We start from the raw sequence: 17,880 nt of genomic DNA on the forward strand, positions 1-17,880 counted from the left end.
GTTCATACCATTGCTTAATCAAGCTTATATAATATTTTCTTGAAATAGTTCTACCCCAAATCTATCTCTTATCCTACTTAATGATGAATGATCCGGTACTTTATCCTCTAAACTTAAACCACAAAACCACCTATATGCTATATTTAACTGAATTTCTTTACATAATCGTCTATTTGACTTTATACCATATAAGTAACTTATTATTTGCATCCTAAAAAATAATACAGGATCAATTGATGGACGTCCGTAATTAGCACAATAACGATTCTTAGTTATTTCATAGATAAAAGAAAACTCTAATTCTTTAGCTTCATGAATCCTCACTAATAAATGATCATTAGGTATCATGTGCCTTAAGCTAAGGCTATTACATCTCACACTTTGATCAAGCTTATAACCCTGCATCTTTACACCTTCATTTAAGCATAAAAATACAGCTTATTCCTTAGATTAACTCTTTTCTACTTCTTTTTATAACTTTTTCAACAGCCCGTGTAGAGTTTTACAAATTATTGGCAAGCATATTTTTAGCTACTTCATACTTTCCTTCGTTTCTACCAATCTGTAAACCTTTAGCTTCCCCAATCTGCATGCCTCGAGCCTCCCCAATCTGCATGCCTTGGACCATACCTTTTTGCATTCCCTCATCAATATATTTATCAGCAATAGTTCTCCCTCTTGATCTTCCTTTTTTAAGTGCTTAGCTATGATTTTAGCTAGTTCTACTTGTTTATCTTCAGATACCTTAGCATCACATAACCACTTAATGTAAATGTAGCCATTTTCCTTATCTACTTCAATACTACTTTCAAACTTCTCAAGTAGACTTTGCCATAGATTTAAGATATCACGAGCTTTGATATGTTTAAGCATATACTCCATCATACCAAGATGCTTCTTTTGCTCTATCTCATTATCACTTTGTTTTTGCAAATCAACAAGTAAATACTCGTCACCCATTATTTCCTTAGCAGTTTTGCTATCTTCAAATAACTCCCAAAAGCTCCTTGGAGCATTATAAGGCTTATCATTTGCATATACCACTATAGGACATATTAGAGGAAGCTTGTTATCTTTTTCTTCTGTGCTATTACTTTTATTTTTATTGGCGTCCTTATGCCTTTCGCATAATAAAAGCATATATTGCCAAAGTCTAAAAGCAATCCAGTAATCACTACTAGACTGATGCTCGATCAGAACGTAAACGTAAGCTTTGTCATTATTAGCACTTTCAGTAGTACTATCTTTAATATTATTCTTTTTTACAGAAACAGAGTACACGACATCACTAAGTCTTTTGCGTAAATCCTCAGTAACAAAACTTTCTTTCTCTATTTTAACACTATTTAGATTAATCTTGTCCTTAAACGACGCTGGCAAATAATGCTCTAAAAACTCACGAGCAGCTACAGGCTCACTCATGACCTTTTTAAATAGTTCATCATGTCTTGGACGCTCTGAAGTGTTGCTAGCATCGCTGTCTGTACTTACATCAGTTTGCTGTTGCCTCTGATTAAGCTCTTTGTTAGTCATGCTTGCAAATCCTTAAAATCTCATAGTCAGATTAAAAAAGTTTAATATTACATAACTGATTAATGATCGTTCTAAATCAGATATGGCGCTTGCGTTAATCTACCTTGTTTTAAATCTTCCAAGTCAAACTGATATGATTCTACTATATGCATTCGCCCTTGATTAGACAAATCATCTAATTGTTTTTTAATTGCACTTAATACATCTTGAATTTTGCTATAATCGTTACTATTTATTGATTTGATATGAGTAAAAGATACAAAATTTTTCATCAAAGAATTATCTTGTATTAATTGAAATGTGATATCATGAGGTAACCCATATTCTAATACACTTCGATCCCATTGAAAAGCTTCAATGTTACGAGGACCGTAAATAGAGGATATCTTCATCCCTTCAATCAATCCATAAACATGCACTCTTGTTTTTTCGTAATCCCAATCTAAACGGCTTTGTTCGGAAGGGTAATAAAAAAGGAATGGTAGTATGTAGAGAATACCATATAATATTCTGGAATAGATAAGTTATAAATTAAAAATGCCATACAAAGAAAGAACAAAAACAGGTTTGCCAAGAAAAATAGATAAGCCGAGATATAAAATAACCAATTGGTCACAATATAACGATAGTTTAAGAAAAAGAGGGATGGTCAGCCTGTATTTTCCTGAAGGTGATTTAGAGTCTTTGTTTATTAATACCCAACCTTACGTAGAGGGAGAATCTGGGAGGACAACGACATACCAAGTACCATATATACAACTAATTTATACATTATATCGTTTATTTGGTTTCGGGCAGCGTCAAATAACAGGTTACTTTGAGGATCTATGGCGGGCAAGGGTCTTGAGATTCCAGTACCAAGTTTTGATCATCTATGTGATTTATTTTCACAGATACCATTAGAGGTCAAACAGTTTTGCAATAAACTTGCTGTGCGTATCAAGAATAAATATCATCACAAAAACATGAAGCAATTGTTATTACCAATATTATAAATTTATGGAATTCATTCGGTAAATGTGTCACAGTCAAAATAGGATAATTACGTCTAAAAAAGACCAACAGATACCCTTCCGAACAAAGCCATATCAAACAGGGAAAAGATAATAAGCTTCCTCTAATATGTCCTATAGTAGTATATGCAAATGATCAGCCGTATACTGCTCCGAGAAGCTTTTGGGAATTATTTGAAGATAGCAAGACTGCTAAAGATTTGATGGGTGATGAGTATTTACTTGTAGACTTACAAAAACAAAGTGATGATGAGATAGAGAAAAAGCAGCATCTTGGTATGATGGAGTATATGCTTAAACATATCAAAGCTCGTGATATCTTAAATCTCTGGCAAAGTCTATTTGAGAAGTTTGAAAGCAGTATTGAAATAGATAAGGAAAATGGCTACATTTACATTAAATGGTTATTGTGGTATAGTGATGCTAAGGTGTCTGAAGATAAACAAGTAGAGCTAGCTAGGATCATACCAAGCACTTAAAAAAAGAAGATCAAGAGGGACTTATGAGAACTATTGCTGATAAATATATTGATGAGGGCGTACAAAAAGGTATGGTCCAAGGCATGCAGATTGGTAGAAATGAAGGCATGCAGATTGGGGAAGCTAAAGGCTTACAGATTGGTAGAAATGAGGGGAAATATGAAGTAGCCAAAAATATGTATAATGCTGGTTCTGATATCTCTTTTATATCTAAAGTTACTGGGCTTTCTATCTCTGAACTCAACAACCTTCTTAAATCTAAATCCTAACTATTCTTTTTGGAAAGTAGTAGATTCTACTACTTTCCATCTATATCTTTACTTAATTTTTTGTTCTAGTTTCTAGCCTGCGATACTTGCTTCTTTTGCTCAAGTAAACTTTTAACTCTTCTATTTAATTCTTCCCTTCTTTTTTTGTAACAAATCCTATTGTCTTGATTTAGTGCCTCGTCTGTTATAGCACTGCTTGCGTTTGCATTTAAAATAGATTCTTGATTACTGTAGTTTCCGTTTAGGTGTTTCTGGAAGTTCTGATACTGTGATTTCATTTTTTGAAAATTTGAGAAGTTAGTGGATTTGATTTTACTCTATCTTAAATATTGTTTTTGGTCAAAAGCTATTGTAATGAACAAAGAAAATATATTTGTGCATAATTGGATTGCATGTGCAGTATGACTAAAAACATGTGTTTTACGACATATTAACTATCATCTATTTACAAATACCAAAAAATTAGCTATTTATATACGACAAACAATGTCGTATTGCTTTGCTGTGCGATAATTAACTAAAAGGGGTTTTCCGTACATGCTAGTTGGATATATGAGAGTTTCTAGTGAAAATGAACACCAAGTGTTCGATCTTCAATATGATGCACTTATTAAAGAAGGCGTCGATCCAAGACATATTTTTCAAGATAAGGTAAGCGGAGCAAAAGATAATAGAAAAGGATTACAAGAAGCTCTTGATTATTTACAAGATGGCGATTGTCTCATTGTATGGAAGTTAGATAGACTCGGGCGATCATTGTCTCATCTTATTACGCTTATTGATGGCTTTAAACAGAAAAATATTGGCTTTAAATCCATAACCGAACAAATGGACACAACAACCCCTCACGGTGAGTTTTTATTCAGTGTTTTTGGAGCTCTTGCTCAATATGAACGAGCACTTACAAAAGAAAGAATTATGGCAGGTTTAAAATCTGCTAAGCAACGGGGAAAAACAGGAGGAAGACCCCGAGTTATCTCACCTGAAAAAATGCAAGCAATTAGTGAGGCACTGAAATCCGGCACAAGCAAAGCTGCAATATGCCGGACATTCAATGTTAAAAGGACTACTCTCTATGATAATCTAGAGCAGATGTGTCGTTGTCTGTAAGATTAAATCTTCGGGCTGTTGAAAAAGTTATAAAAAGAAGTAGAAAAGAGTTAATCTAAGGAATAAGCTGTATTTTTATGCTTAAATGAAGGTGTAAAGATGCAGGGTTATAAGCTTGATCAAAGTGTGAGATGTAATAGCCTTAGCTTAAGGCACATGATACCTAATGATCATTTATTAGTGAGGATTCATGAAGCTAAAGAATTAGAGTTTTCTTTTATCTATGAAATAACTAAGAATCGTTATTGTGCTAATTACGGACGTCCATCAATTGATCCTGTATTATTTTTTAGGATGCAAATAATAAGTTACTTATATGGTATAAAGTCAAATAGACGATTATGTAAAGAAATTCAGTTAAATATAGCATATAGGTGGTTTTGTGGTTTAAGTTTAGAGGATAAAGTACCGGATCATTCATCATTAAGTAGGATAAGAGATAGATTTGGGGTAGAACTATTTCAAGAAATATTTATAAGCTTGATTAAGCAATGGTATGAACTAGATATTATAAAAGGAGAAACAATTATTTCAGATGCCTCTTTAGTTGAATCTAATGCCTCTATGAATAGCCTAATATTAAGAAAAGATCAAGGTGATTCACAAAAGAGAGAATTAAAAAAATATGAACGTCGTTATCATGATTTCCGAGAAGGGAAAAAAGTAAGGAAAATATCTAATCAAACTCATGTCAGTAGGACAGATCCTGATTGTAGTCTTGTATCAAGAACTAATGGTTATAAAAAGCTATGTTATAAGACCCACTACTCAATTGATTCAGATTCACGTATTATAATAGATTGTTATGTAAGTACAGGATCACAACATGAGTGTATTGTACTTCCAAGTAGAGTTTGGAATATATTAAATAATTTTTCTTTTAGAGTAAAAGAATGGATAGCAGACAAAGGTTATGGTAGAGGTCCAACCTATGGATATTTTAAATTACTTGGAATTACAACTTATATACCTTTACATGTAGATAATCTTGGTGAAGGAAAAATAAGTAGGGGGGAATTTCAATATGATAGAGAACAGGATAGATATAAGTGTCCACAGGGACATTATCTTTATCCGTATGATAAATTAGATAAAAAACAAATAAAACGTTATCGTATTACAGGAGGGCATTGTAAAAATTGCTCTCTAAAATCAGGTTGTATTTCTGATAATTATAGTAATAGAGGACGATTTATTTATCGTAATCCTTATCAGGATGAAATAGATGAGGTAAAGGTCAGACAGAATAGAATTGATTTTAAGAAAAAACTAATTGAGAGAAAGTGGAAAATAGAAGGTCTATTTGGTGAAGCTAAGGAGAATCATGGTTTACGAGGAGCAAAATTTAGAAGTGTACAGAAAACACAGATTCAAATACTGATGATTGCGATAGTACAAAATTTTAAACGGATACTTAAAATTATTTTTTGGTTTTTTTATCTACTGCTATTAAAGATAAAAAAATATTAAAGTATTTGCAACCTTGTTGATTTTTTCAACAGCCCGTGTAGAGTTTTACAAATTAATCGAGTCGGTTGGGTGCAGAATTTTATTCTTACCTACATATAGCCCAGACTTAAATCCTATAGAACATTATTGGTTTAAGATTAAGAACGAAATAAGAAAAGTTACGGGGCAATTCAAAGATATCAGTATGGCTGTAGAACACGTACTAAAGTTTATTTAACTGTACCTATTTACTATGGTCTAGCTATATTTCCCTAATGGTTATTCCCCGAGCATATAAGGATATTACTTTATCATCAAATCCTTCAAGCTGAACCTGAAATCCTTTTGTACCATTATCAGGTTTAATAACACTAAGCAAACATCCTCTAGTATGGCGATAAAACCATTATTGCAAATTTCCCTGATAACCGCGATCAGCTAAGATCTTGATAAGTCTTGGGAACTTCTCCTTTAACCCAAATAATAATATCTTAGCACAATTACTATCATGAGGAGTAGCACTATGTACATCAATATTAATAGGATAACCTAAAGTATCTACAACTATATGACGTTTTCTCCCTGTTACCTTTTTCCCTCCATCATATCCTTTCTCTTCATTTTTTAAAAGAACGTGTCCTTCGCTTTGACTATCGATGATTCCTATACTAGGACTTGATTCTTTGCCTAATTGAAGTCTTACTTATACTTCTTGCACTATTCATCAAATCCTCAATTACTCCTCTATGTTTTAACCTATTAAAGTAATTAAATACTCATTTCCATGGACCAAAATCTTTAGGCAAATCTCTCCAAAAACAGCCGTTCTTGGTTATATAAAATATCCCATTCCATAATAGCCTTGCGCATCCTTAGGGGGCGGACGACCTTGCTTCCCTTTTCTTTTATTGATTATTTCTTCTATTAATCCCCACTCTTCATCGCTCATGTCGCTTGTGTATCCTAGCATCTTCTCCCTTTTGGATGCTAACATACTACCTATCTTTTCTAATTACAATATTTTACGTGACTGGTTCTAAGTCAAAGGGGTTGTAACCCTTTGACTTAAGAATTAGGACTTGAGAAGCTGGTTGATTTCAGAAATAGAAAGTCCTGTAACTTTAGAGATAAAAGAAATATCAGAACCAGCAGAAAGCATATTTTTAGCTACTTCATATTTTCCTTTCGCTTCGCCAATCTGCATGCCTCGAGCTTCGCCAATCTGCATGCCTCGAGCTTCGCCAATCTGCATGCCTTGTTGTACACCTTCTTCTTTCCAATGCTGAGCTAAGCTAGTCATAAGTTTTTCTCCTTGTTCGGTATTAAGACGAGACTTTAATATTTTTTCTAGTTCTATTTTATCAGATTTGTTAATTTTAATCAATGTATAGGTTAATATCAGTTCTAGGTAATCAATACCGATATTGAGTTTAGCGAATTCAGGTAAGAGGTCAGCTACCTCATACCATCTTTTAAGTAGATCTCTCTCATGAATATGCTTCATGAAGAATTGCAATATTCCTGACCAAGCTTTTTTCTTTAATTCCTCATCAGGGATGTCATGAATATTAATCACCTGATGGTCCTTAGTCCAAATATCTTGCACCAGCTGTTTATTTTTAAATAGTTCCCAAATATTCTTTGGAGCATTGTATTTCTTTTTGCCGTTGTAAAATATTAACGGATATACGAAAGGCAGATACTTAGATTTAGGATGAAGAGTTAAATGCCTTGATGCAATATCAGTCATATATTTAAATAGCCTAAAAGCCATGAAGTGATCAGGAGTACTTTGATGCTCTAAAAGAATCCAAAAATATCCAGTATCATCATTAAACTTAGCTGAGAATAGAATATCGGATATAGAGTGTCTAAGGTCTGCTTCAACAAAGCTTTCTTTTTCCATTTTAAGAGTATGAGGCAAGAACATAGCCTGAATCTCTTTTGGAAGATGCATTTCAAAGAACTCTTTAGCTACTATTGGATTCTCTAGAGCCTTACGAATGAGTGCATCATGCCTTGGACGCTCAGAAGCACCGCTATTTTCTAAGTCTTTTTGCTGTTGTTGATTATTATGCTCTTCATTAGTCATACTTGCAAATCCTTATAACCTCATAATCATCGTATGCTCTAGCTCCCTTTCTAAGCGGAGTTCTTTAACTTCTGCTTTGACCTTAGCAAAGGTTGATGCTACATGCTTCTCATCTACAAAGCCTGGGATATTATTCTGCATCTCATGCTTCATGTATTTAAGTGGGCATGAATATTTCTTAGTGCCTACCATCACATGCTCATCATCTAATAGCTGCTTTATATTCTCATTGTGATGATCCATATAATGCTTCTCACATGTTTTACTTAAATTCTTAAGCACATTATGACTATCAGAAGAGTTAAATTGATTTAGTATCTCGTAATCCTTTAATATACCATGTTTTTGGGCATATACTACCATATTATGCATATTACTAATTAACTTATCTTGCTCTATAGTCTTAGCATTTGATATCGCAGATAATAAACTACTATCATATTGCTCTGCGTATTTAAGATTCCCATCAAGAGACTTAAAGAATTCATGTTCACGGCTAATTGCAGTTAACATTTCATCGATTGTCTTAGCGTGAGCTTTGTCTTGCTGAATCATCTGATACTGAGTCTCTAACTGATAACTCTCTAAACTTCTATCAAAATGCTTATATGTCTCTTCTAGATTTTTACTATTCTTAAGCTGTACTAATATGTCTTGCGTGCTGAAGACTCCATGCTGCTCTACTGCTGCTATATCTTTTAATTTAGGTAAAAGTTCTTGTTCCTTGTGTTCAAGAGCTTGCTGTGCTAAGTCCTGGAATTCATAATTAAATGTTCTATATTTGATGTTGCCATTTAGTGCTACAAAAAATTTCTGATCTTTTTCTAAGGCTACAAACACCTCAGATGCTATCTCATGCTTAATTTGCTCCGTATGTGATATTAATGTCTTGCTTTCTGCTTCTCTTGCAATATCCGCTAATCTTGTCTGTTCACGACGTTTTTGATAATCAGAATAAACCCCTACCACCTTAAATCCTTCCTTCTTGTACTGCCGTACTATCTCTCTCATTACAAAAGTCTCACCAGCTCCAGGATTACCTTCAAGTATGCTGATATCTGAGCCGTTGCAGACAGACAAGATTGCGTCAATCTGCTCACTACTGAACACGTGGTTCTTACTGCCAAATACATTAAGCTTTAAGCCTAAACTACCTCCTATTTTATCGTTAAATTTATTTTGTAGGTTTGCTCCTACTACATTTACCAAATCGCCTATTTGTTCTTTGAGACTATTTCTTTCTAAACTCTCAGCGTTAATATTAAGATTATGCTCTTCCTTAGCATTTAACTCTTCTATAGCAGATATATAACGACGCTCTAAATTTACTCTAGATTTTAAGGAGTATAGCGTTCTTCCCATCAAATCTTTTTGATCCATCAGCTCTATCTTGTCAGATACCAATAGCTGATTATAGAGTCTTAAGAACTCTTCTCCATATTCTTTGTTCAGATGCTCGATAGCTGGGTTGTTAGCTCTACTATCTGCTTGGTCGTTAGCCGTATTTGCTACTGAATTATTCTCTATATTTTGTGACGCATTTTCACTACTACCGCACTCCTGAACGAGTCTCTTACCAAACTCTCTAATAGCTTCTTGTTCCTTAGCAATATCACTACCTTTCGATACTAGATGCACCATCAAAGCATCTGATAATGCTATAGCTATATCTTCTTTAGTAAACACTGGCTTCGTATATGAAATACGACCAAATACTATCTCTGGATTCTCATATATCTTCTGTGCATTCTCAGCTATTATTTCTTTGTTTTTTTCTTCTAACTCCGTGCCTTGCATATGATTAGTTACTCCTCTATGCTTGGTCGGCTCTTGATCTATACCAAGTGCTTTATATGACTTACTACTGACTCTAAATGGTAAACCTACTTCCTCATACAGCTTATTAGTTGCTATCTCACATTCTTCTCTTAGAAAATATAAGACTCTTGGACTTTCTAACTCTCTATCTTTTACCTTTCCAATTACTACTTCCCCATTCTCTAAACGCCCTAACCTTCTTGTTAAATACTGTATATGCACATGTGGATTATCAGGATTGTCATAGTGAATATTAACGTCACATACTATGCCTCGTGATACTATCCATTTTTGAACATATTCCTCAACTAATCTAATATTATCTTCCTTATTTACTTCTTTAGGCAATGCAAATTCTATCTCAGCACCAGGCCTTGAATCAGCTCTTCTCTCTCTTGCTTCAGCTGCATTCCATAATAACTCTCTATCTTTTAACCATGCTATATCCTGAAATTCTTTAGATACAAATATCTTACTATATACTACTCCTTGTTTTTTGCTAAAATCATAAGTAATACTAATAGCTTCTCCACTTTCTTTATCTATAGTTTTATACACACTGAGCGCATAGCGTTTTGTGCCAACAAAACGCGAAAGTGCATTAAGGGGGCTTGCTGCCCCCCTTAAAAGAACCCCCGCAATATCTGTAAAAGAAATATGTATGATGCTTTATTATCATTGACTATTGATTATTATTGCCGGTATACTAGTTTAGTATCAAACACTTGAGATTAGAGTGAATTTAACCAGTAAACCAAAATCAGACAACACCAAAACTGATTAAATCTATTGTAAAAAAACTATGGTATACTCGTATGCAATATCAAAAAGCTACCACCTTTGATCGTAAAGCAGATAGCAGAAAAAAGATTATGCTTGGGGGGTTATTTGTCAAAGCAGGTCTTGATTATCTGCACCCAAATAATGCCCATATTCTCTACGGAATGCTACTCGATTGTAAAGAGCAATTAATACTTAATCCTAAAATTATTGATAAATGGAAAATCAAAGGACAATCACTCCTTATAAAATAATTATTAACTATAATTATCAGGTTCTTATATGCAGAAATTCTTCATAATACTTGGATTACTCATAACCACCATTGGACTTATCTATCCTCTCATCCCTTATCTTAAACTTGGACGTCTACCAGGTGACTTTTTCTTTCAAAAAGGTAACTTCTCTTTTTTCTGCCCTCTAACCTCTTGCCTGCTCTTTAGTATCTTCATCTCTTTGCTCCTATTCCTATTCGATAAATATTTCTAATCCTTAACTCTAAACATTATTGCTCTAATAAAAAGAGTAATAAATAACCTTGAAACTAAAAAATCTTATTATTATATTTATAATTTGAATCATAAACATATATTCAACAATTTTTACCTATGATTGATTACACTACTACTACACATACTACTTCTAAAACTCATGATGAAGGTCTGAGACAATTTATGTTAAAGGTTTATAACCTTATGGCTGTAGCTCTGCTATTAACTGGTAGTACTGCTATTATCACAATTTCTTGGACACCACTTGTAAACTTAATGTTTAATACTACTTTTGGCTCTATTGTTGCTTTTGCCCCTTTAACTATTGCTCATATTTCTTCTTTGGCTTCTCTAAATTATCTATTCAATCGGCACAAATCTTATTCTGGATATACGCAGTTCTAGTAGGCATGTCTTTATCTTACCTATTTCTTATCTATACTACCATATCTATTGCTAGAACTTTCTTTATCTGTGCTGCTGTCTTTGGTATGATGAGCTTATATGGATATAACACTAATAAGGATCTTACTTCTTGGGGTTCTTTCTTTTTAATGGGACTTGTCGGTTTACTGCTTACTTCACTTATTAATCTTTTCTTACAAAGTCCTGCTGTATATTTTGCTTCTTCTTTTCTAGGAGTAATCATCTTTATTGGACTAATAGTCTGGGATACTCAAAAAATTAAATCTTTCTACTTCACTAATACTGACAATCATTTAGCACAAAAAATGTCTATTGTAGCTGCTTTTAACTTATATCTAGACTTTATTAACCTATTTCTACACCTTATTAGATTCCTCGGAGGATATAAACGTCAGCAATAATTACTTGAATTTTTCTATTCTAAAACTATATCTAAAGATATATAATTATGTTACGATTCTATAGATTCTATAAATTAACCTTATATAGTCAAATTGAAGTAAAAGAAGATAATTATGTTATACAACAATATTAAATTATATTTAATAACTTGCATTACTGTCATTTTATTGGTCAATCCAGCAATTGCGGCTGAGGATAAAAAAACATCAAATAATAATCATTATACTATTTATTTACGTCATCCATTAGATTTTATTAATCGTCCTTTCTCTGCCTTTGATTATTACTGGAATAGTATATTTGATGATAGATTATCTATCTATGACTCAAGTGCTATAAAAAGTAAATTCATTCCTCAAGACAAACAATATATCCTAGTCCTAGAAGTACCAGGCTATGATAAAAGTCACATTAAACTTAAAGTAAATAATCATAAGCTTTTTATTGAAGGTAACATTGACGATACTAAAGCAAATAGTGCTACTGATCATTTAAATAAAAACTTTAATTATGTTATGTCTCTATATGATGATATTGATCAAAAGTCTATTTCTTCTAAGCTAAAAAATGGCATCTTGACCATTACTTTGCCTAGAATTGAACTCAAAAACCAAAATGCTAAAGAAATACCTGTTCAATAAAGAGCATAACGAATAATTAAAACTTTTTTGATTATTAATTTGTTATTATTTAATTTTATTTAACTTAAATAGGAGGTTTTTATGGCTTTTAATTTACCACGTATTAGAAATAAATCAGAACTACAAAATAACTCTAATAAAAGAAGCTATATTGATGATGTCTTTAATAACTTCTTTAATGAAATAGCTTCTTTTTCTTATCCTTCCTCTTACAACAATGAAAGAATGTTATCACCGAAAACTGATATTATGGAAAATGACTCTGAGTATAATCTAGAAATGGAATTACCAGGCATCACACAAGATAATATTGATCTTAAAATAGACAGTCACATCCTAACTATTGAAGGTACAAAAGAACAATCTTCTGAAAAGAAAGATCATAATTATCATATGCAGGAACGATATTATGGCTCTTTCTACCGTTCTATTAGTTTACCATCTAATATTGATGAAGAACATATAGAAGCACAATTTAAGGATGGTATCTTATCTATTAAAATACCTAAAAAAGAACAAAGTAAAGCTAAAAAAATTACAATAACTTAAAGAATCTATATTATATAATGTAAAAATGTAAATAGTAGAACCCATACTCTGGGTTCTACTTAAATACAAGGTTCCTTGCACCTTGCTTTACGGCAGATGGGAATATAAATATCAATCAACAACATCTACGCAATTATTTTTATAACTTACTTATCTTATATTTTGTGTTATAATATAATGCACATACAAATATTGGTAACTAATCATGGCAGTTTCAAAGTTCCTCGATCCTAAAAATGATGTCGCCTTCAAGAAAATCTTTGGTTCTGAAAAAAACAAAGATATTCTTATCCACTTCATCAATGATATCATGGGATTTAAAGGTGATGAACAAATACAGGATGTTACTTTCTTAACTCCTATTCAAGACCCTGATATTGCTTATAAAAAGCAATCTCTTGTTGATGTCCTTTGTAAAGCTCAAAATGGCACGCAAATCATCGTAGAAATGCAAGTATCTCCTGCTAAAGGCTTTGAGAAAAGAGCTCAATATTATGCTGCTAAAGCCTATTCCCGACAATTATCCCAAGGACAAAAACAAAACGGTCTCTAGCTAACCTCAAGGAAGTCATCTTTATTGCTATTAGTGATTATATTATCTTCCCTGATAAAGCTGATTATATCTCTCATCATGTCATCCTTGATAAAGTTACTTTTGAACATGACTTAAAGGATTTCTCTTTTAGCTTTATTGAACTACCTAAATTTAATATAGATAAAATTGAAGACTTAAAAACTATTACCGAAAAATGGTGCTATTTCTTTAAATATGCTGCTAACACAAGTGAAGCTGACCTGCAGAAAATTATAGGTAGTGATCTTGTAGTAGGGCGTGCTTATGAAGCATTAAATCAGTTTAACTGGCATGCAGCAGAACTCCTTGCTTATGAGCAGGAAATTAAACGCATCATGGATAACAAAGCTGTCGAAGATTTCATGATTGAATCCGCTGAAGCTAGAGGAAAAGCTGAAGGCGAATATACTAAATCAATAGAAGTGGCAAAAAATATGCTTTCAGCTGACTCTGATCCTGATTTTATTTCCAAGGTTACTGGTTTATCTATTGCTGAAATCAACAAACTAAGAAACGAGTAGTAAAACGTTATGCAAACTGCAAGATCTACATTGAAGCTTAAAATACCGATACAAGCTATTCTACCTCAGCTACCACAAAAACAAGTAGTAGTCATCGATAAGCATGCATTACAGCAAAAAACTGGTAGTACCCAACCTACTAACAGTGTCAAACCTAATGCTCAACACAATAAAGTTGCAAAAGTCCAAGCATTAACTGCTGAGCAACAAGAAGCTGTCCAAGCTAAACTGACACGATGGAAAAAAGAATACAAACAAGTTTTAAAATTATTACAAACAAAATACCCTCTATGTTTCGCAATGAAAGCAAAACCTTTAGCTATAGGTATTCACAAGGAAATTATAGATACAGAAAAAGAGAATTTCTCAAAACAACAAATTCACAGATTCTTTAGAAGATATTGCTCTGATAAAAGATACAAAAAATTACTAGTCGAAGGTAAACAACGCTTTAACCTAGATGGCACCCCTGCTACTTTAGTGACTAAAGAAGAAGTGCCGCCAAAAACTAACAAATTCTTTAAACCTAAAAAATCTTAATTATCTGACATCTACAGAGTTCCTTTTCATCTGTATTTTACATAAATAATTATTAGGATCTAAAATATGCAATTATCCCGCTCATATGATACTACTAGCATCATCGATAAAAACACAGATATAAAAACAGAGAACAATATTACCTACAATTATAAAAAAAGACGTGAAGAATTAAATCAAGTAGTAAAACATCACATAGAACGACAAAAGCAAAAAGTAGTAAAAAAGAGCAAAACTCTATATGTCTAAAAACGAACGTTTCCGTACACCCCTTATTCCTATGTTGTAGTAGTTGACCGGGCTGTTGAAAAAATCAACAAGGTTGCAAATACTTTAATATTTTTTTATCTTTAATAGCAGTAGATAAAAAAACCAAAAAATAATTTTAAGTATCCGTTTAAAATTTTGTACTATCGCAATCATCAGTATTTGAATCTGTGTTTTCTGTACACTTCTAAATTTTGCTCCTCGTAAACCATGATTCTCCTTAGCTTCACCAAATAGACCTTCTATTTTCCACTTTCTCTCAATTAGTTTTTTCTTAAAATCAATTCTATTCTGTCTGACCTTTACCTCATCTATTTCATCCTGATAAGGATTACGATAAATAAATCGTCCTCTATTACTATAATTATCAGAAATACAACCTGATTTTAGAGAGCAATTTTTACAATGCCCTCCTGTAATACGATAACGTTTTATTTGTTTTTTATCTAATTTATCATACGGATAAAGATAATGTCCCTGTGGACACTTATATCTATCCTGTTCTCTATCATATTGAAATTCCCCCCTACTTATTTTTCCTTCACCAAGATTATCTACATGTAAAGGTATATAAGTTGTAATTCCAAGTAATTTAAAATATCCATAGGTTGGACCTCTACCATAACCTTTGTCTGCTATCCATTCTTTTACTCTAAAAGAAAAATTATTTAATATATTCCAAACTCTACTTGGAAGTACAATACACTCATGTTGTGATCCTGTACTTACATAACAATCTATTATAATACGTGAATCTGAATCAATTGAGTAGTGGGTCTTATAACATAGCTTTTTATAACCATTAGTTCTTGATACAAGACTACAATCAGGATCTGTCCTACTGACATGAGTTTGATTAGATATTTTCCTTACTTTTTTCCCTTCTCGGAAATCATGATAACGACGTTCATATTTTTTTAATTCTCTCTTTTGTGAATCACCTTGATCTTTTCTTAATATTAGGCTATTCATAGAGGCATTAGATTCAACTAAAGAGGCATCTGAAATAATTGTTTCTCCTTTTATAATATCTAGTTCATACCATTGCTTAATCAAGCTTATAAATATTTCTTGAAATAGTTCTACCCCAAATCTATCTCTTATCCTACTTAATGATGAATGATCCGGTACTTTATCCTCTAAACTTAAACCACAAAACCACCTATATGCTATATTTAACTGAATTTCTTTACATAATCGTCTATTTGACTTTATACCATATAAGTAACTTATTATTTGCATCCTAAAAAATAATACAGGATCAATTGATGGACGTCCGTAATTAGCACAATAACGATTCTTAGTTATTTCATAGATAAAAGAAAACTCTAATTCTTTAGCTTCATGAATCCTCACTAATAAATGATCATTAGGTATCATGTGCCTTAAGCTAAGGCTATTACATCTCACACTTTGATCAAGCTTATAACCCTGCATCTTTACACCTTCATTTAAGCATAAAAATACAGCTTATTCCTTAGATTAACTCTTTTCTACTTCTTTTTATAACTTTTTCAACAGCCCGTGTAGAGTTTTACAAATTATTGGCAAGCATATTTTTAGCTACTTCATACTTTCCTTCGTTTCTACCAATCTGTAAACCTTTAGCTTCCCCAATCTGCATGCCTCGAGCCTCCCCAATCTGCATGCCTTGGACCATACCTTTTTGCATTCCCTCATCAATATATTTATCAGCAATAGTTCTCCCTCTTGATCTTCCTTTTTTAAGTGCTTAGCTATGATTTTAGCTAGTTCTACTTGTTTATCTTCAGATACCTTAGCATCACATAACCACTTAATGTAAATGTAGCCATTTTCCTTATCTACTTCAATACTACTTTCAAACTTCTCAAGTAGACTTTGCCATAGATTTAAGATATCACGAGCTTTGATATGTTTAAGCATATACTCCATCATACCAAGATGCTTCTTTTGCTCTATCTCATTATCACTTTGTTTTTGCAAATCAACAAGTAAATACTCGTCACCCATTATTTCCTTAGCAGTTTTGCTATCTTCAAATAACTCCCAAAAGCTCCTTGGAGCATTATAAGGCTTATCATTTGCATATACCACTATAGGACATATTAGAGGAAGCTTGTTATCTTTTTCTTCTGTGCTATTACTTTTATTTTTATTGGCGTCCTTATGCCTTTCGCATAATAAAAGCATATATTGCCAAAGTCTAAAAGCAATCCAGTAATCACTACTAGACTGATGCTCGATCAGAACGTAAACGTAAGCTTTGTCATTATTAGCACTTTCAGTAGTACTATCTTTAATATTATTCTTTTTTACAGAAACAGAGTACACGACATCACTAAGTCTTTTGCGTAAATCCTCAGTAACAAAACTTTCTTTCTCTATTTTAACACTATTTAGATTAATCTTGTCCTTAAACGACGCTGGCAAATAATGCTCTAAAAACTCACGAGCAGCTACAGGCTCACTCATGACCTTTTTAAATAGTTCATCATGTCTTGGACGCTCTGAAGTGTTGCTAGCATCGCTGTCTGTACTTACATCAGTTTGCTGTTGCCTCTGATTAAGCTCTTTGTTAGTCATGCTTGCAAATCCTTAAAATCTCATAGTCAGATTAAAAAAGTTTAATATTACATAACTGATTAATGATCGTTCTAAATCAGATATGGCGCTTGCGTTAATCTACCTTGTTTTAAATCTTCCAAGTCAAACTGATATGATTCTACTATATGCATTCGCCCTTGATTAGACAAATCATCTAATTGTTTTTTAATTGCACTTAATACATCTTGAATTTTGCTATAATCGTTACTATTTATTGATTTGATATGAGTAAAAGATACAAAATTTTTCATCAAAGAATTATCTTGTATTAATTGAAATGTGATATCATGAGGTAACCCATATTCTAATACACTTCGATCCCATTGAAAAGCTTCAATGT

At 32.6% G+C, this 17,880-nt stretch carries 16 protein-coding genes and 7 pseudogenes; 12 read left to right on the forward strand and 11 right to left on the reverse strand.

From position 1 onward, the window contains the following. Window positions 1–39 precede the first annotated feature (39 nt). The 3 genes and pseudogenes from REIP_RS12930 to REIP_RS07840 form a co-directional block, all read right to left on the reverse strand. Window positions 40–252 (reverse strand): annotated as a pseudogene (locus tag REIP_RS12930) (transposase); the annotation flags it as partial. 250 nt (window positions 253–502) lie between these two features. Then, window positions 503–1,533, reverse strand: a pseudogene (locus REIP_RS07835) (Rpn family recombination-promoting nuclease/putative transposase). Window positions 1,534–1,604: 71 nt separating this feature from the next. Continuing rightward, on the reverse strand, window positions 1,605–1,952 hold the full coding sequence (locus REIP_RS07840; RefSeq protein WP_156147503.1) for a hypothetical protein: 348 nt from the start codon (window positions 1,950–1,952) through the stop codon (window positions 1,605–1,607). 671 nt (window positions 1,953–2,623) lie between these two features. Here REIP_RS07840 and REIP_RS10215 point away from each other — a divergent pair. The 4 genes and pseudogenes from REIP_RS10215 to REIP_RS10220 form a co-directional block, all read left to right on the forward strand. After that, window positions 2,624–3,294, forward strand: a pseudogene (locus tag REIP_RS10215) (Rpn family recombination-promoting nuclease/putative transposase); the annotation flags it as partial. Between the two features lie 537 nt (window positions 3,295–3,831). After that, window positions 3,832–4,404 carry a recombinase family protein gene (locus REIP_RS07865; RefSeq protein WP_082068326.1) on the forward strand — a complete coding sequence of 191 codons (573 nt, stop codon included), beginning with the start codon at window positions 3,832–3,834 and terminating at the stop codon, window positions 4,402–4,404. Between the two features lie 156 nt (window positions 4,405–4,560). Further along, window positions 4,561–5,874 carry a transposase gene (locus REIP_RS07870; protein ID WP_172686766.1) on the forward strand — a complete coding sequence of 438 codons (1,314 nt, stop codon included), beginning with the start codon at window positions 4,561–4,563 and terminating at the stop codon, window positions 5,872–5,874. 52 nt (window positions 5,875–5,926) lie between these two features. Beyond that, a pseudogene (locus REIP_RS10220) lies at window positions 5,927–6,091 on the forward strand (transposase); the annotation flags it as partial. 168 nt (window positions 6,092–6,259) lie between these two features. Here the strand turns inward: REIP_RS10220 and REIP_RS13795 are convergent. The 5 genes from REIP_RS13795 to REIP_RS12935 all read right to left on the reverse strand — a co-directional run bounded on the left by REIP_RS13795 (window position 6,260) and on the right by REIP_RS12935 (window position 10,321). After that, complete coding sequence (locus REIP_RS13795) at window positions 6,260–6,520, reverse strand: transposase (protein ID WP_082068331.1); 261 nt, start codon at window positions 6,518–6,520, stop codon at window positions 6,260–6,262. Between the two features lie 109 nt (window positions 6,521–6,629). After that, the gene (locus REIP_RS13800; RefSeq protein WP_082068332.1) at window positions 6,630–6,698 is read right to left on the reverse strand and encodes a transposase; all 69 of its coding nucleotides are present in this window, start codon (window positions 6,696–6,698) and stop codon (window positions 6,630–6,632) included. After that, entirely contained in the window at window positions 6,686–6,823 is a 138-nt protein-coding gene (locus REIP_RS11330) for a hypothetical protein (protein ID WP_156147504.1), read from the reverse strand. The genes REIP_RS13800 and REIP_RS11330 overlap by 13 nt, the downstream gene beginning before the upstream one ends. Window positions 6,824–6,925: 102 nt before the next feature. Further along, on the reverse strand, window positions 6,926–7,945 hold the full coding sequence (locus REIP_RS07875) for an Rpn family recombination-promoting nuclease/putative transposase (protein ID WP_045804411.1): 1,020 nt from the start codon (window positions 7,943–7,945) through the stop codon (window positions 6,926–6,928). 12 nt (window positions 7,946–7,957) lie between these two features. After that, entirely contained in the window at window positions 7,958–10,321 is a 2,364-nt protein-coding gene (locus tag REIP_RS12935; RefSeq protein WP_082068327.1) for a MobA/MobL family protein, read from the reverse strand. A gap of 257 nt (window positions 10,322–10,578) precedes the next feature. Here REIP_RS12935 and REIP_RS07890 point away from each other — a divergent pair, with 257 nt between their 5' ends. The 8 genes and pseudogenes from REIP_RS07890 (at window position 10,579) to REIP_RS10245 (ending at window position 14,936) form a co-directional block, all read left to right on the forward strand. Continuing rightward, window positions 10,579–10,797, forward strand: a complete 219-nt coding sequence (locus REIP_RS07890; protein WP_045804412.1) for a conjugal transfer protein TraD — start codon at window positions 10,579–10,581, stop codon at window positions 10,795–10,797. Between the two features lie 28 nt (window positions 10,798–10,825). Then, complete coding sequence (locus REIP_RS10240) at window positions 10,826–11,032, forward strand: DUF2905 domain-containing protein (protein ID WP_082068328.1); 207 nt, start codon at window positions 10,826–10,828, stop codon at window positions 11,030–11,032. Window positions 11,033–11,151: 119 nt separating this feature from the next. Further along, a pseudogene (locus tag REIP_RS07900) lies at window positions 11,152–11,861 on the forward strand (Bax inhibitor-1/YccA family protein). Window positions 11,862–11,990: 129 nt separating this feature from the next. Beyond that, on the forward strand, window positions 11,991–12,503 hold the full coding sequence (locus REIP_RS07905) for an Hsp20/alpha crystallin family protein (protein WP_410525712.1): 513 nt from the start codon (window positions 11,991–11,993) through the stop codon (window positions 12,501–12,503). Between the two features lie 81 nt (window positions 12,504–12,584). Next, on the forward strand, window positions 12,585–13,052 hold the full coding sequence (locus REIP_RS07910; RefSeq protein ID WP_052691126.1) for an Hsp20/alpha crystallin family protein: 468 nt from the start codon (window positions 12,585–12,587) through the stop codon (window positions 13,050–13,052). A 205-nt stretch (window positions 13,053–13,257) separates the two neighbouring features. Continuing rightward, window positions 13,258–14,147 (forward strand): annotated as a pseudogene (locus REIP_RS08630) (Rpn family recombination-promoting nuclease/putative transposase). 30 nt (window positions 14,148–14,177) lie between these two features. Further along, entirely contained in the window at window positions 14,178–14,687 is a 510-nt protein-coding gene (locus tag REIP_RS08635) for a ProQ/FINO family protein (RefSeq protein WP_052691127.1), read from the forward strand. 66 nt (window positions 14,688–14,753) lie between these two features. After that, entirely contained in the window at window positions 14,754–14,936 is a 183-nt protein-coding gene (locus REIP_RS10245; protein WP_082068330.1) for a hypothetical protein, read from the forward strand. Window positions 14,937–15,020: 84 nt separating this feature from the next. Here the strand turns inward: REIP_RS10245 and REIP_RS07930 are convergent, their stop codons facing one another. The 3 genes and pseudogenes from REIP_RS07930 to REIP_RS11900 form a co-directional block, all read right to left on the reverse strand. Further along, on the reverse strand, window positions 15,021–16,334 hold the full coding sequence (locus REIP_RS07930) for a transposase (RefSeq protein WP_172686766.1): 1,314 nt from the start codon (window positions 16,332–16,334) through the stop codon (window positions 15,021–15,023). A gap of 154 nt (window positions 16,335–16,488) precedes the next feature. Further along, window positions 16,489–17,519 (reverse strand): annotated as a pseudogene (locus REIP_RS07935) (Rpn family recombination-promoting nuclease/putative transposase). Between the two features lie 71 nt (window positions 17,520–17,590). Further along, window positions 17,591–17,880: hypothetical protein (locus tag REIP_RS11900; protein WP_045804417.1), on the reverse strand; the 290-nt coding region annotated here is incomplete at its 5' end.

The organism is Rickettsia endosymbiont of Ixodes pacificus (assembly GCF_000965155.1).
Taxonomy (GTDB): domain Bacteria; phylum Pseudomonadota; class Alphaproteobacteria; order Rickettsiales; family Rickettsiaceae; genus Rickettsia; species Rickettsia tamurae.